At 62.0% G+C, this 13,581-nt stretch carries 14 protein-coding genes; 8 read left to right on the top strand and 6 right to left on the bottom strand.

Annotated elements, in window-relative coordinates:
• Nucleotides 1-108 precede the first annotated feature (108 nt).
• The 4 genes from ABID12_RS02775 (at nucleotide 109) to ABID12_RS02760 (ending at nucleotide 6,053) form a co-directional block, all read left to right on the top strand.
• Nucleotides 109-1,245 carry an efflux RND transporter periplasmic adaptor subunit gene (locus ABID12_RS02775; protein WP_354433012.1) on the top strand — a complete coding sequence of 379 codons (1,137 nt, stop codon included), beginning with the start codon at nucleotides 109-111 and terminating at the stop codon, nucleotides 1,243-1,245.
• Nucleotides 1,242-4,439, top strand: coding sequence for an efflux RND transporter permease subunit (locus ABID12_RS02770; RefSeq protein ID WP_354433011.1), 3,198 nt, complete (start codon nucleotides 1,242-1,244; stop codon nucleotides 4,437-4,439). The genes ABID12_RS02775 and ABID12_RS02770 overlap by 4 nt, the downstream gene beginning before the upstream one ends.
• A 167-nt stretch (nucleotides 4,440-4,606) precedes the next feature.
• Nucleotides 4,607-5,263, top strand: coding sequence for a YiaD family glycine zipper/OmpA-like lipoprotein (locus ABID12_RS02765; RefSeq protein ID WP_106301844.1), 657 nt, complete (start codon nucleotides 4,607-4,609; stop codon nucleotides 5,261-5,263).
• Nucleotides 5,264-5,402: 139 nt separating this feature from the next.
• On the top strand, nucleotides 5,403-6,053 hold the full coding sequence (locus ABID12_RS02760; RefSeq protein WP_354433010.1) for a YiaD family glycine zipper/OmpA-like lipoprotein: 651 nt from the start codon (nucleotides 5,403-5,405) through the stop codon (nucleotides 6,051-6,053).
• A gap of 72 nt (nucleotides 6,054-6,125) precedes the next feature.
• On the opposite strand, the gene ABID12_RS02755 is transcribed toward ABID12_RS02760, so the two are convergent.
• Entirely contained in the window at nucleotides 6,126-6,395 is a 270-nt protein-coding gene (locus ABID12_RS02755) for a hypothetical protein (RefSeq protein ID WP_227023528.1), read from the bottom strand.
• Between the two features lie 208 nt (nucleotides 6,396-6,603).
• Entirely contained in the window at nucleotides 6,604-8,055 is a 1,452-nt protein-coding gene (locus tag ABID12_RS02750; RefSeq protein WP_354433009.1) for an SPOR domain-containing protein, read from the bottom strand.
• 274 nt (nucleotides 8,056-8,329) lie between these two features.
• Between ABID12_RS02750 and ABID12_RS02745 the strand changes: the two genes are divergently transcribed.
• Together ABID12_RS02745 and ABID12_RS02740 are read left to right on the top strand one after the other, a co-directional pair.
• Nucleotides 8,330-9,058: a rhomboid family intramembrane serine protease gene (locus ABID12_RS02745; RefSeq protein WP_354433008.1), complete on the top strand. Its 729-nt coding sequence runs from the start codon at nucleotides 8,330-8,332 to the stop codon at nucleotides 9,056-9,058.
• Nucleotides 9,059-9,181: 123 nt separating this feature from the next.
• On the top strand, nucleotides 9,182-9,616 hold the full coding sequence (locus ABID12_RS02740) for a CBS domain-containing protein (protein ID WP_106302201.1): 435 nt from the start codon (nucleotides 9,182-9,184) through the stop codon (nucleotides 9,614-9,616).
• 26 nt (nucleotides 9,617-9,642) lie between these two features.
• Here ABID12_RS02740 and hisI read toward each other — a convergent pair whose 3' ends face one another.
• Nucleotides 9,643-10,089 carry a phosphoribosyl-AMP cyclohydrolase gene (gene hisI, locus ABID12_RS02735; RefSeq protein ID WP_354433007.1) on the bottom strand — a complete coding sequence of 149 codons (447 nt, stop codon included), beginning with the start codon at nucleotides 10,087-10,089 and terminating at the stop codon, nucleotides 9,643-9,645.
• A 162-nt stretch (nucleotides 10,090-10,251) separates the two neighbouring features.
• On the opposite strand from hisI, the gene ABID12_RS02730 reads away from it, so the two are divergent.
• On the top strand, nucleotides 10,252-10,713 hold the full coding sequence (locus ABID12_RS02730; protein WP_354433006.1) for an iron-sulfur cluster assembly scaffold protein: 462 nt from the start codon (nucleotides 10,252-10,254) through the stop codon (nucleotides 10,711-10,713).
• A complete protein-coding gene (gene yidD / locus ABID12_RS02725) occupies nucleotides 10,706-11,062 on the top strand; it encodes a membrane protein insertion efficiency factor YidD (protein ID WP_354433005.1) in 357 nt (118 codons plus the stop codon). Before ABID12_RS02730 ends, yidD begins: the two co-directional genes overlap by 8 nt.
• Here the strand turns inward: yidD and ABID12_RS02720 are convergent.
• The 3 genes from ABID12_RS02720 to ABID12_RS02710 form a co-directional block, all read right to left on the bottom strand.
• Nucleotides 11,047-11,868 (bottom strand): class I SAM-dependent methyltransferase, encoded by an 822-nt coding sequence (locus tag ABID12_RS02720; RefSeq protein WP_354433004.1) that lies wholly within the window; start codon nucleotides 11,866-11,868, stop codon nucleotides 11,047-11,049. The genes yidD and ABID12_RS02720 overlap by 16 nt on opposite strands.
• A gap of 63 nt (nucleotides 11,869-11,931) precedes the next feature.
• Nucleotides 11,932-12,564, bottom strand: a complete 633-nt coding sequence (gene mobA, locus ABID12_RS02715; RefSeq protein WP_354433003.1) for a molybdenum cofactor guanylyltransferase MobA — start codon at nucleotides 12,562-12,564, stop codon at nucleotides 11,932-11,934.
• Nucleotides 12,564-13,526, bottom strand: a complete 963-nt coding sequence (locus ABID12_RS02710; RefSeq protein ID WP_354433002.1) for a DMT family transporter — start codon at nucleotides 13,524-13,526, stop codon at nucleotides 12,564-12,566. Before ABID12_RS02710 ends, mobA begins: the two co-directional genes overlap by 1 nt.
• Nucleotides 13,527-13,581: the final 55 nt, after the last annotated feature.

The raw sequence follows: 13,581 nt of genomic DNA, 5'->3' as shown, positions 1-13,581 counted from the left end.
TCTGTGAGGTTTCATTCGACAGCTTGCAGTGCGTCGGGCGATCTGGATACTTCCATCCATATTTTCCGCCGCGGCGTTTTCGACGGCTTTTTCAAACCGGGGACATTGATGCGTTTCTACAAACAGGTTGCTGTCAGTGTGTGTGTTCTGGCAATCGGATCTGCAGCCTGGCTTTTTCTGGCGCCGGGCGGGCGGGCCGTGCTTGTGTCCTACGGCATTCTGGATGCGCCGGCAGCCGGCGGTGGCGGCGGTCGCCCGGCTGGCGGGTTTTCGGGCGGCGGCATACAGGTGGTGTCCGCCCCGGTGACAACGGGCACCGTCAATGATGAACTGACGGCCATCGGCAGCGGTGAGGCGATCCGTTCGGTGACCGTGCTGCCCGAGGAATCCGGCACCATTACCGAACTGCTGATCACCTCCGGCGATACGGTCGCGCAGGGCGATACGATCGCCGTTCTTGATGATCGCGAACAGGTGCTGGCCCGCGATCTGGCGCAGGTGGCGCTTGAAAGCGCAACCCGTCAGGCCGAGGTCAACCGCCGTATCAAGTCGGCGATTTCCGATCTGGAAGTCTACAATGCCGAGATCGATCAGCGGTCGGCCGAACTGGATCTCAAATCGGCCGAACTGGCGCTGTCACGCCGCCGGATCGTTGCGCCCATCGATGGCGTGGCCGGCATTGTCGGGGTGAATGTCGGCGATTATGTCACCACCTCTTCGGAAATCGTTACCATAGACGATCGCTCCTCGATCCTTGTCGATTTCCCGGTGCCGGAGCGTTTTGCCACTGCCGTCCGCTCCGGCGCGCCGGTCGAGGCCAGCCTGGTCTCGGCGCCGCAGCAGGTGTTCGAGGGTGAGGTGCAGGCCGTCGACAACCGTATCGATGCGGCAAGCCGGACCTTCATGGTGCGCGCGCGGCTCGACAATGACGACGATGCCCTGCGCGCCGGCATGTCCTTCGATGTGTCGATGCGGTTTCCCGGCGATGTCTATCCGGCCGTCGATCCGCTGGCGATCCAGTGGGATTCCAACGGCGCCTATGTCTGGCAGCTTGTCGACGGGCAATCGACCAAGACCCGCGTGCGCATCATCCAGCGTGATCCCGATGTGGTGCTGGTCGATGCCGGGCTCGACGAAAACGATCTGGTGATCATCGAGGGTATCCAGCGCCTGCGGGAAGGCGCTTCCGTGACCGATATTGCCAATGGCGCCGGTGCCGGCGGCGTGGCGGAGACGGCGTCATGAGCGACAACGACCGCGAAAACGGCAATCTCCCCTCCGACGAAAAAAACACCGTTCCCGAGGCGGACGATGCGCGCAGCGAGGCGGCAAAGGCGATTGCTGAGCATGAGAGCGAGCACGGCTTTACCGCGCTTTTCGTGCGCCGTCCGATTCTCGCGGCGGTGTTCAACGCACTGATCCTGGTGGCCGGCCTTGCAGCCTTTTTCGGCGTCGAGGTGCGCGAACTGCCCGATGTCGACCAGCCCGTGATTACCGTGCGCACCAATTTTTCGGGCGCGGCGCCCGAGACGGTCGACCGCGAGGTGACCAATGTCATCGAAGGCGCGGTTGCGCGCGTGCCCGGTCTGCAGTCGATGTCGTCGCGCTCGAACACCGGTTCGAGCCGGGTGACGCTGGAATTCAGCAAGGACACCGATATCAATGTCGCGTCGATGGATGTGCGCGATGCCGTCGGCCGGGTCGAGGGGCAATTGCCCGACGATGCCGACGAGCCGCGCATCGTCAAGGCGGATTCCGATTCCCAGCCGGTGGTGCGACTGGCAATCACCTCGTCCACGCTCGACATTGACGACCTGACGGTGCTGGTTGAAGACGAGATCGAGGACCGTTTTGCCGCCGTCCCCGGCGTCGCCGATGTCGCCGTCTATGGCGAACGGGAAAAGATCTTCCGTATCGATATCAATCAGGCAGCGCTTGCAAGCCGCGGTCTTTCGGTGGCGGACCTGACGGCGGCGCTGTCCGATATTTCCTGGGATGTGCCCGCCGGATCGTTGACCAGCACCACCCAGGCGCTTGGCGTGCGCGCCACCGCGGATGTCACCACGCCGCAGGAATTTGCCGATATTCGGGTGGCTGAAAATGTTCATATCGGCGATGTCGCCACCGTCGTCTTCGGCCCCGACACCGCCGCAACGGCGCTGCGCTATAACGGTCAGCCGGGCATCGGTCTCGGGATCATCCGGCAGGCCAAGTCGAACACGCTGGAAATTTCCGAAGGCGTGCACCGGGTCGTTGCCGAAATCGCGCCCAATCTGCCCGAAGGCACCACCATCCGGGTTTCCAGCGACGATGCGGTGTTCATCTCCGGCTCGATCGAGGAGGTCGTTCGTTCACTTTTGCTCGCAGCGCTCATTGTGGTTGCGATCATCTATGTTTTCCTGCGCGACTGGCGCGCGACCATCATTCCGGCCATCACCCTGCCGGTGGCGCTGGTGGGCACGCTGGCCGCCATTTATGTCGCCGGCTTTTCCGTCAATATTCTCACCCTGCTGGCCATCGTGCTGGCAACCGGCATGGTGGTCGACGATGCCATCGTGGTGCTGGAAAACATCGTGCGCCTGCGTGCCGGCGGCATGGGCCCGCGTGCGGCAGCGGTTCTCGGCACCCGGCAGGTGTTTTTCGCCGTCATCACCACCACGGCAACGCTGGCCGCCGTTTTCGTGCCGCTTTCGTTTCTGCCGGGGCAGGCGGGCGGCCTGTTTCGCGAGTTCGGATTCGTGCTCGCCTTCGCGGTGATGCTGTCGTCCTTCGTGGCGCTGACGCTCTGCCCGATGCTGGCTTCGCGCATTCTGGTGCAGCACAAGGACACCAACCCGGGGCCGATCGCACGGCTGGGCATGCTGTTTGCCCGCGTCTATGCCGTCACGCTGCGCTGGGTGCTGGCCGCGCCGCTGGTGCTGCTGTCGCTTGCCGCGCTTTTGATCTTTGGGGCCTATCTTGCCTATGCCAATCTGACCACGGAACTGTTGCCGCGCGAGGACCGGTCGATGCTGATGATGCGGGTTTCCGCCTCGCAGGGCGTCAGTCTTGATTATACGCGAGACCGCATCCAGCAGGTGGAGGAGAAGCTTCAGCCGCTGATTGAGAGCGGCGAGATTGAAAGCATCTTCTCGATTTCGGGGTTCGGCAATAACACAAACAGCGGCTTCGTGGTGATGTCGCTGGCGCCCTGGGCCGATCGAGACCGCACGCAGGATCAGATTGCCCGGGATGTGAATGCGGCAGCGGGCAGCATTCCGGCCGTGCAGGCCTTCGCCTTCCAGCCGAATTCGCTCAATATCCGCGGTGCCGGCAACGGGCTTTCCGTGGCCCTTGTCGGCTCCAGCCATGCGCGGTTGAGCGAGGCGGCGACCGCGCTGGTTGAAGCCATGGAAACCGATCCGATGTTCGACGCGCCGCGGCTTTCCGAAGATGCGACCCAGGCGCAGCTGTCGCTCACCCTCGACCGGCGGCGCGCGGCCGATCTCGGTATCGATATCGGCGGTCTTTCGCAGGCGCTGATGGCGATGCTCGACGGCCGGTCTGTTGGAGAGGTGTTCATCGACGGGGAATCCTATGATGTCCAGCTTCGCGCCGACACCAGGAAGGTCGACGATCCCGGCGATTTGAGGAATATTTTCCTGCGCACCGGCGACGGTCGCATCGTGCCGCTGTCGACCATCGCCACGCTGGAGGAAAAGTCGATTGCCCCGACGCTTGAACGCGAGCAGCAGCAGGCCGCCGTCTCGCTGTCGTCGAGTCTTGCGCCCGGCGTGGCGCTGGGCGATGCCTATCAGCGGCTGCTGGAACTGGCCGAACCGCTGTTGCCGCCGGGTGCCCATGTCGAGGCGCAGGCGGAGGCCGCAGCGCTCGATGAAAACGCATCGGGCATGGAGATGGTGTTCGGCTTTGCGCTCATCATCGTCTTTCTGGTTCTGGCCGCCCAGTTCGAGAGCGTGTGGAGCGCGCTGATCATTCTGGCAACCGTGCCCTTCGGCATCGGCTGCGCCTTCATCGCCATGCTGCTGACCGATACCAGCCTCAACATCTATTCGCAGATCGGTCTGGTGCTGTTGATCGGGGTGATGGCGAAGAACGGCATTCTGATCGTTGAATTCGCCAATCAGCTGCGCGACCGTGGCGAGAGCGTGCGCGATGCCATCGAGCATGCCACCATGCTGCGCCTGCGGCCGGTGATGATGACGATGATTTCCACCGTGCTCGGCGGCATTCCGCTTGTGCTGGCATCCGGTGCGGGTGCGGAAGCGCGCATCGCGCTTGGCTGGGTGATTGTCGGCGGGCTCGGCCTTGCCACCATCGTCACGCTTTACGTCACGCCGGTGGCCTATTTCCTGCTTGCGCGGTTCTCCAAACCGAAGGCCGACGAGGAACGGCGCCTCAATGCGGAGATGCATGACGCCGCGTCGATCAGCCATTAGCGGCAGGCGTTTGGTTGAAACCGTCCCTTTGGTGGTTTTCGCGCCCGCACCGCCAATGTGAAGGGCGGATGTTGCCATGCAACCGTGAAAGATGCCGGAGAGGAGCCAGTGTATTCGACCTGTCGTTGAACGGAAAAACTTGCTAAGTCAGGCCCGATACTGTTTTTATGGCGCTTATCGCAATGATCTGCAACGACGATTCCGATCGTCTCGAAGGGGGAAACATGTCAGCCAAGGCAATCACCGCCGTTATCGCAACAGCATTGCTCGCAAGTTGCGCGGCCAATACGCAGAACAGCGTGAACCCGGGCGCCGACGAAGTGTCGGTCACCAACATTTCCGTCAGCGATCCGGGCGACTACATGGACCGCCAGGAAGCGGAAATGCGCCAGAAGCTTGAAGGCACCGGCGTCACCATCGTCCGCACGCCCAAATATATTGCCCTGGTGTTCCAGTCGAGCATCACATTTGCCACCGACAGTGCCGAAGTGGTGCCGGAATTCGCGCCGTCGCTCGCCGTGATCGCGGGCCTGCTGCAGAAGTATAATGCCACCGATATCGACGTGAACGGCTATACCGATTCAACGGGTTCGGACGCTTACAATCTCAAGCTTTCGCAGCAGCGCGCCAACGCCGTTGCCGGTGCCCTGATCCAGCGCGGCGTCAGCCCGCAGCGCATCATGCCGGTGGGATACGGCAAGGCCGATCCCGTTGCCACCAACGATACCGCCGACGGGCGCGCCCAGAACCGCCGTGTCGAGATCAGGATTGCGCCGCCGCCGGCGGCCGGTGCCACCGGTGCCACGGCTGCGGCAACCAACTGACAGCCAAGGGCAAAGCCCACAGACAGGATGGTCCGGCGCCTGACGACGGACCATTGTTATATCCAAATGGCGGTTGCGCCATATCATTGCCGTAATGAGACGGCTTGAAAGTGTTTGAAGCTTCATATTGAGGGACATCATGCTGAAAAAACTGACCATCGCTGCCGTGAGCGTTGCGTTTCTTGCCGGCTGCACCACCACAGACCCGTATTCGGGTCAGACCGTCAACAATAACACCGGTACCGGTGCGCTTGCCGGCGGCGCTCTTGGTGCGCTGGCAGGCCTTGCTGTCGGCGGTGATGCCAAGGGGGCTGCAATCGGCGGCGCCATCGGCGCGATTGCCGGCGGCGGCATCGGCGCCTACATGGACAATCAGGAAGCCGAATTCCGCCGTGCTCTTGCCGGCACCGGCGTTTCCGTCGTGCGCAATGGCGACCGCCTGACGCTGATCATGCCGTCGAACGTCACCTTCCAGACGGACCAGTATGATATTTCGCCGAATTTCTACAGCACGCTGAATGCCGTTTCGACCGTGCTGCGCAAGTATGACCGCACCGCGATCAACATTAACGGTTATACGGATTCGACCGGTTCGGCCGAATATAACCAGAGGCTCTCGCAGGAGCGAGCCAACAGTGTCGGCAATTATCTGATCCAGTCCGGTGTCGGCGGCAATCGCATCTCCGCCGTCGGGTTTGGCGAATCCAATCCGATCGCCTCCAATTCGACGCCGCAGGGCCGTGCCCAGAACCGCCGCGTCGAGGTACAGATCTCCGCCGTCAAGATGTAAGGTCTTCGGTTCAGGAAATGAAAAAGGCGCCGCAGGGCGCCTTTTTTGATGCTCGGGATTTATTCGATACGGTCAGCGCAGTCTGAGGCTGATCGGAGCGTGGCCTTGCTGCCTGCTCTGTATATAGAGGTGGATCCGGGCCTCGGGCTGCATGGCACGGGCCGCGCGGTCACCCTGGCTGGTCAGCAGGCCGACGAGTTCCTTGGCTTTGTAGCGGCCCTGAAAACGGGCATATTCGGCAAGTTTCTGGGCGGCCTCGTGAAGCGGGTTGAAGCCGCTGCGGCGCGCGGTTGAGAGTTCGATATTGCCTGACATCATGCCGGAACGCTGTTTCCTGTTCACTTCAATCCCCTTAGCTACGCAGAACAGACAGAGGGTTTTTGTGTGGCATCGGAGGCGATCGTCATTCTTGCTTTCCGAAACCTTACCGAGAAAACTAGCGGCTAAATCTTTCGAAACCCTTTACGGAAAACGCCGGCCCGCAATGCGGACCGGCGTTTTGTTGTTCATATCGGTAGCGCGGCGATGCGCGCCTGTTTCAAGCTGAAGACTACTGCAGGCTTGCCCAGCAGCTCACGCCGTTGCGCTTCAATGCGCGGCAGGCCTTTACCGCTTCTTCCTGATCGGGGAAGCCGCCGAAGCGGGCGCGGTAGATTTCCTGGCCGCCATTGTTGTAGGCAAGCGCGAAAGGATCGGACCTGTCGAGCGCTCCGTCGGCCTTGCCCTTCGTGCGGGTAAGCAGATCGCGGGCGCCTTCGGCCGTTGCCGCCGTGCCGACCTGAACCACCCAGCCGCGCGGCTTCTGGATCGAGCTCGTCTTGATCGAAGTGTCAGGCGCGCTTTCGGAAGCCTGGGCTGCGGGAATGATTGCGTCGCCAACGGCATCGGCCATGTCGTCGGCGGTCTGCAGCACGTCTTCGACGCTCAGGCCCTCATCATTGTCGGCCGGGCGGCGTGCGCTGGGAACCGGCACGTTGGAGACCAGTTCGGCCTGGACGCCGGTCAGGCCGGCTGCAGCTGCCGGTGTAGCATTGTCATTGGCCGCATAAGCCAGTGCCACACCGCCTTCGGCTGCCGGGCGCGGATAGGGGATGGGCCCGGTTTTCGGGAACACCATGCTGCCGGAACGGGCAATCACGAAGTTACCGCCGCGGCCATTGGAGGCTTTCGGCAGGTAGGTGTTGATCAGGCGGGTCGCCCATTTGTCGCGGCTTGCCGCCGTCGCGCCACCCATGACAACGGCTGCAATCGACCGGTTGCCGGAAATCACGGACGTGGCAATGTTGAAGCCGGAAGCATTGGTATAGCCGGTCTTGATGCCGTCAAGGCCCTTGATCTTGCCGAGCAGGTGGTTGTGGTTGCCGATCGTGCTCTTGCCGTATTTGAAGCTGCGGGTGCTGAAATAGTGGTAATACTGCGGAAAATGCTGGCGCAGGGCGATGCCGAGACGGGCCTGATCGCGGGCCGTGGTCTTCTGCGCGCTGTTCGGCAGGCCGTGGGCATTGCGATAGGTGGTGCGCGTCATGCCGAGGGCATGCGCCTTGTTGGTCATCATCTTCGCGAAGTTGGTTTCCGATCCGCCGAGATATTCACCGACAGCGGTGGCGACATCATTGGCCGAACGGGTAATCAGCGCATAGATCGCGGTTTTGACCGTGACGCTGCGGCCGGCAGGGATGCCGAGTTTGGTCGGCGGCTCGGCAGCGGCGTTTTTCGAAAACGGAATTTCGGTATTCAGCGTGACGCGGCCCTCATCCATGGCTTCGAACAGCATGTAGAGCGTCATCATCTTGGTCAGCGATGCCGGATAGCGCGGCGCATCCGGGGCCTCGCTGTAGAGCACTTTTCCGGTATGCGCATCGATCACGATGGCCGCGTCGTTCGAATCCGCGCGGGCGTCGTTTACGGGAACACCGGTGATGATGGCCATGAAGGCTGCGAAGATCATCGCTGCCCTGGATAACCGGCTTGAACGGAAGCGGCGTGTTGCCTGTCTCTGCATTCGAAAAACTCTTGCGAAATCTGGCGGTTGTTGGTTCCTGGCGAAGCCGTGGCGGCATGATAACGGCCGCATTCATCCTTTGCTAGGCTGAACCGGATACTGATCAAATTGCGGTTAATATTCGTTTAAGTTTCCTTGGCCCCCGGCGGCTTTTCCAATGCCGATGCCTCAAACCGCGTGGCGGATGGCGCTCGTTGATCCTTCTGCCAGTTTCGTCGGCGCTTTTCAAACATCTTTCGATCGGATAATCAGAACCCGAACAGGAGTACGACCCATGCGCACACCGCAGACCGGCGGCGCCCCATTCAGGCCCCAGAGGCGCGAGCCGCCGATCAACCTTCCGCCGGTCGTTCTGGCAGCGCTTGGCGTGCTGTTTGCGATCTTTCTGATCCAGGAATTTGCTCTCGGCTACGCGACCAACCTGATGATCTGGCAGGAATTCGGGTTCCTGCCCGCCCGTTACGTGCATCCGCTTGGCGAGCAGGGGCTTTCCTGGCTGTGGTCGCCGCTGACCTATTCGCTGCTTCACGGCGGCTGGAGCCACATCATCTTCAATGCGATCTGGCTGGCGATTTTCGGCGCGCCGGTTGCCCGCAGGATCGGCGCCGTGCGCTTCCTGACCCTTTGGCTGACGAGCGCGGTGGCCTCGGCGTTTTTCTTCGCCGCCACCGACTGGGGCGCCGTTTCGGTGCTGATCGGCGCCTCCGGTGTGGTTTCGGCCTATATGGGGGCTGCCTGTCGCTTCGTCTTTGCCGGTGGGCGTTTTCTGCCGCAGGCCCATCTTGGCCGGCGGCTTTCGATCAGCGAGGTCTTTGCCGATCCGACGGCGCGGGCCTTCGTGCTGGTCTGGCTTGTGGGCAATCTGCTGGTTGCCGTCGGCGTCAGCTTTGTGGGCATCAGTGCGGCCAGCATCGCCTGGCAGGCCCATGTCGGCGGTTTCCTGTTCGGGTTTCTGGCCTTTCCGCTGTTTGACGTGAAGACCCCGCGCACACTCGTTTTCTAGCGCCGCGTAAATCCTCCAGACATGGTTTTCTTGCAATCGCCCAAAACCTCATGCACCATGCTCAAATGCATGGTTCGTGTGGAGGCGGGCGCGTGCCTGCGAGCCGGAAACGAGGAGGTTTTTATGGCGATCACTGTCAGAATGATACTGGATGAAAAAGGCAGGGCGGTCGTGACCGCGCCGGCCAAAACCCCGATTTCGGAAATGGCGGTCATTCTTCATCAAAACCGTATCGGTGCGGTGGTGATTGTGGACGAGGACAACAGGATTGCCGGTATCTTTACCGAGCGCGATCTGGCCGCTTGCGTCGGCAAGCACGGCGCACGTGCGCTGGCCGCGCCGGTCTCCCAGGAAATGACCGATAATGTCCACCGCTGTGACGAGGGCACCAGCGTCAACGAGTTGATGGAAGTGATGACCAAGCGGCATTTCCGTCATGTGCCGGTGGAAGTTGACGGACGCCTTGCCGGCATCATCTCGATCGGTGACGTGGTCAAGTCACGCATCCGCGAGGTCGAGCAGGAAGCCGAGCACATCAAGTCCTATATCGCCGGCTGAGCCGGAGCGGCGCCAAGGCGGCAGACCTATTTGCCGTAAACCGTCTTCGGGTCGAAGGCTCTGTGGTCGGCGATCGTCTCAAGCACGGCCGTGCCGTCGCTGGCGCTCACCGCGCGATAAAAGCAGGAGCGGCGGCCGGTGTGGCAGGCCGCATCATGGCCGGACATGGAAACCTTGAGCAGGATGGCATCCTGATCGCAGTCGGTCAGCATCTGCTCCACCTTCTGCAGGTTGCCGGAGGTTTCGCCCTTCTTCCAGATCGCGTTGCGCGAGCGGCTGTAATAATGCGCAAAACCGGTCTCGATCGTCAGCGACAGCGCTTCGGCATTCATATGGGCAAGCATCAGCACCGCATTGTCGCGGGCATCGGTGACCACGGCCGTGACCAGCCCCTTGTCGTCGAAACGGGGGGTGAAATCGGTGGCCTCGTCAAGCAGGGCCTTGTCCTGCGGCGGCTTTGCGAAATTCAGCATGCTCTTTCCTGTCGTTGCCGGGTGTTGATAGCCCGCTCGGGGACCGTTGGCAATCGCCTCACCGTCGCCGGGGACTTGCCCCGGCCTTGCCGAAATCCCATGTTCTCCTTTAATCATTCAGTTCCGGCCGGTTTGAAGGTCAGGCATCACGGAAAGCAGAAAATGGACGATATCTATTCCGCGCGCATTTTGAGCCACGCCGGCAATGTGACCCGGCTGGGCGTGCTGGAAAATGCCGATGCCAGCGCGTCTGCCCATTCCAGGCTGTGCGGGTCGCGGCTGACGGTCTATGTGCGGATGTCCGGCGGCAAGGTCAGCGACTTTTCCCATGAGGTAAAGGCCTGCGCTCTGGGGCAGGCATCCTCCGCGATCATGGCCGGAACCGTGATCGGGGCGACGCCGGATGAAATCCGGCAGGCCCGCAGCCAGATGCGCGCAATGCTGAAAGAGGGCGGGGACGGTCCCGACGGCCGATTTGCAGAAATGCGCAGTCTCCTGCCGGTGAAGGACTATCCGGCCCGCCACGCATCGGTGATGTTGACCTTCGAGGCGCTGGTGAAGGCGCTCGATACGCTGGACGGTCTTTCGCACGATGAAAAAGAGGACGCCGGGCACGATGTGTGAAACCCGTGGCGGCGCGAAGACGGCGTCGCGCAACTGGCAGGGGCCGTTTCGCAAGACGCCCGGCCGCCTGTTGGGGCTCGGCCTCATCCGCTTCTATCAACTGACATTTTCAAGCCTGATCGGCCAGTCCTGCCGCCATTTGCCGACCTGCTCGGAATATGGATACGAGGCGGTCGCGCGGTACGGGCTTTGGGCGGGCGGTTTTCTGACGCTCTTTCGGGTCGGACGCTGCGGCCCGGGCGGCACGGACGGGTTTGATCCGGTGCCCGAAAGGCTGGATGCCGACTGGCACTGGTATACGCCGTGGCGGTATTTTCAGGCCGGGCGGCGTTCTCACGCGTCGAGATAGCGCGCGATAATCAGATAACCCGGTGTCGGCTGGCCGTTTTCAAAGCGGACATTGATATCGGTGGTATCGACCATTCTGAAGCCCGCCTTTTCCAGCCCTGCGGTCAGATAGGCCAGACTGTGGCCGAAACGGTGATGCGGGCCGACCATATAATCACGGCCCTTCAGGGTCTCGTCGGGCAGGGTTTCGGCGGAAAACGCCAGAATGCCGCCGCCGGACATGCTCCTGGCCGCCCCGGAGAAGAAGGCATCGAGCGTGCCGAGATAGGGCAGAACATCGGCGGCAGTGATCAGGTCGAATTCTTCCTCGCCGTCATCATGCAGAAACGCTTCGACCTCGGCGACGAACAGCGTGTCGTAAAGGTCCTTCTCATAGGCGATTTCCACCATGTTTTCGGAAATGTCGAGCCCGGTGATCTCGCCGGCCATATCGCGCAGCGCGCTGGCGCCGAGCCCCGTGCCGCAACCCAGGTCGAGCATGCGCTCGAACGGGCCGATGCCGAGCGCCTGGAACCGCTGGCGGATGATCATCGGCACGCAATAGCCGAGCTGGTCGACGAGAATATCCTCGAAATCCTCGGCGTGCTGATCGAACAGCGTTTCGACATAGGCGTCGGGCGCCTTTTTCGGCGCTTCGCCGAAGCCGATGGCGGCAAGCCGCACCGCCGCGCCGCCGTGATCCTCCGGGTCGATCTTCAGGACCTGGCGGTATGCCTCTGCCGCTTCGGCCAGTTTACCCGCCTTTTCGAGCGAAAGCGCCCGGTTATAGGCCTTGGCCAGTTTTTCCTCGTCGATCTTGCGTGCCATTGCGGTTGCCCCGTTGAATATCGCTCATGCTCTATGCCGGGATCGGGGGCGGCGCAACCGCGATCAGGCGTTTCCGGTCAGTTTTGCGATCTGCCGGGCGGTGTCGAGATCCTGCGGGGTGTTGATGTTGAAAAACGGATCGACAGCGCCTTCCGGCGTGGCAACCGTTGAAAAATCGACGGTCCGGTGCGGATGGGCTTTGACAAAATCCATCAGGCGCCGGTTGCTGCCGGTGGCAAACCAGCGTGTCAGGTCGTCGTGGAGAGCAAGCGGCCACAGCGCGAAGACCGGATGAACCCGCCCTTCCGACTGTGCCAGCACGATTTCATTTTCGGCAGGGCGCGCTTCAGTCAGCCGGGCAACGAGGTCTGCGGGGAAAAATGGCGTGTCGACAGCGACCGAAATCATGTGGGTTGCCGGGCTGTCGTTCCTTGTGAGGTGGTCGAGTGCGGCGAGAATACCCGCAAGCGGTCCCTCGTGGTCTGTTCCGATGTCGCGGACAACGATAGCGCCGGGCGGAGCCCGCATATCTGCACCATGGCGGCTGACCAGTACGGGCGAGGCCTGGAGCGCAATCTGCCGATGCGCCCGGGCCAGAAGGGTTTCGCCGTCAATTTCCAGCATCGCCTTGTCGGTGCCCATGCGCTGCGACGCGCCACCGGCGAGAATGACAGCGGGGGGAAGGGCGGGGGACATCACGACTTATCCTTCAGCATGTCCTCTTCCGCCTTGACGATCGGGCCGCCGCCTTCGGAGGCGACCGGCTGGTCGGTCGCAGCCAAGGGTTCCAGCCCTTTCTTGCGCTCGCGGTAGAAGGAATAGAGGCCGGCGGCCACGATGATCAGGCCGCCGCCGAGGACGTTGATGTCCGGATAGGTGCTGAAGATGATCATGCCGAGCAGCGTTGCCCACAACAGGCCGGCATAACGGAATGGCGCGATATAGGAGATATCGGCAAGGCGCACGGCAAACACCACGAACTGATAGCCGGACAGCAGGAAGGCGGCGGCCAGCATCAGCTTGAACAGGATCGGCCAGCTCATCATGCTCCAGTCCTGTTCGACCGTGCCGAGAACGGCGCCGCCGAGCGTCAGGAAAATGGCCGTTGCCAGGGTGATGACGATGGCCGGTATGTCCGAGCGGATGGTCTTGGTCAAAAGGTCACGGGCGGATGCGGCAAGCATTGCGATGATGGCAAAAACGGCGCCCTCTTCAAAACCGCCGGGGCCGGGCCTGATGATGATCAGCACGCCGATAAAGCCGACGGCGATCGCGCTCCAGCGGCGCCAGCCGACCGGTTCCGACATGAACAGGGCCGCACCGAGCGTGACGGCGAGCGGCAGGCACTGGAGGATGGCGGCGGCATTGGCAAGCGGCATCGCCTTCAACGCCTGCAGAAAGGAAAGGGCGGCGACGAGTTCGCAGACGCTGCGCACGAGCACCCGAAAATCGAACACCGCACCGATGTTTTTCAGCACCCGGCTGCGCCAGGCAATCAGCATGGCAAAGGCCGTGATGATGAGGCCCCTGAAGAACATGATCTGGCCGACGCCGATTTCTTCGGTCAGCAGTTTGGCCGTGGCGTCGTTGAGGGCAAAGCCCGCCATCGCCGCGATCATGCAGACGGCGCCGGTGATATTGGAGGAGGTGCGCATCATTCATCCCGTTATCGTGTTGTTGTTCTTATAGATGAATAACGGGTCGGGGAAGTGA

It is taken from the genome of Martelella mangrovi, assembly GCF_040545495.1.
Taxonomy (GTDB): domain Bacteria; phylum Pseudomonadota; class Alphaproteobacteria; order Rhizobiales; family Rhizobiaceae; genus Martelella; species Martelella mangrovi.
This window is presented reverse-complemented; position numbering and strand designations above follow the sequence as displayed.

Excerpts from the sequence above, each read along its gene's own strand:
- ABID12_RS02765 (WP_106301844.1), top strand. The coding sequence starts at position 4,607 with ATGGCGCTTATCGCAATGATCTGCAACGACGATTCCGATCGTCTCGAA.
- ABID12_RS02740 (WP_106302201.1), top strand. The coding sequence starts at position 9,182 with ATGGCGATCACTGTCAGAATGATACTGGATGAAAAAGGCAGGGCGGTC.
- ABID12_RS02720 (WP_354433004.1), bottom strand. The coding sequence starts at position 11,868 with ATGGCACGCAAGATCGACGAGGAAAAACTGGCCAAGGCCTATAACCGG.
- ABID12_RS02730 (WP_354433006.1), top strand. The coding sequence starts at position 10,252 with ATGGACGATATCTATTCCGCGCGCATTTTGAGCCACGCCGGCAATGTG.
- ABID12_RS02710 (WP_354433002.1), bottom strand. The coding sequence starts at position 13,526 with ATGATGCGCACCTCCTCCAATATCACCGGCGCCGTCTGCATGATCGCG.
- ABID12_RS02745 (WP_354433008.1), top strand. The coding sequence starts at position 8,330 with ATGCGCACACCGCAGACCGGCGGCGCCCCATTCAGGCCCCAGAGGCGC.
- ABID12_RS02750 (WP_354433009.1), bottom strand. The coding sequence starts at position 8,055 with ATGCAGAGACAGGCAACACGCCGCTTCCGTTCAAGCCGGTTATCCAGG.
- mobA (WP_354433003.1), bottom strand. The coding sequence starts at position 12,564 with ATGTCCCCCGCCCTTCCCCCCGCTGTCATTCTCGCCGGTGGCGCGTCG.
- ABID12_RS02770 (WP_354433011.1), top strand. The coding sequence starts at position 1,242 with ATGAGCGACAACGACCGCGAAAACGGCAATCTCCCCTCCGACGAAAAA.
- hisI (WP_354433007.1), bottom strand. The coding sequence starts at position 10,089 with ATGCTGAATTTCGCAAAGCCGCCGCAGGACAAGGCCCTGCTTGACGAG.
- ABID12_RS02775 (WP_354433012.1), top strand. The coding sequence starts at position 109 with ATGCGTTTCTACAAACAGGTTGCTGTCAGTGTGTGTGTTCTGGCAATC.
- ABID12_RS02760 (WP_354433010.1), top strand. The coding sequence starts at position 5,403 with ATGCTGAAAAAACTGACCATCGCTGCCGTGAGCGTTGCGTTTCTTGCC.
- yidD (WP_354433005.1), top strand. The coding sequence starts at position 10,706 with ATGTGTGAAACCCGTGGCGGCGCGAAGACGGCGTCGCGCAACTGGCAG.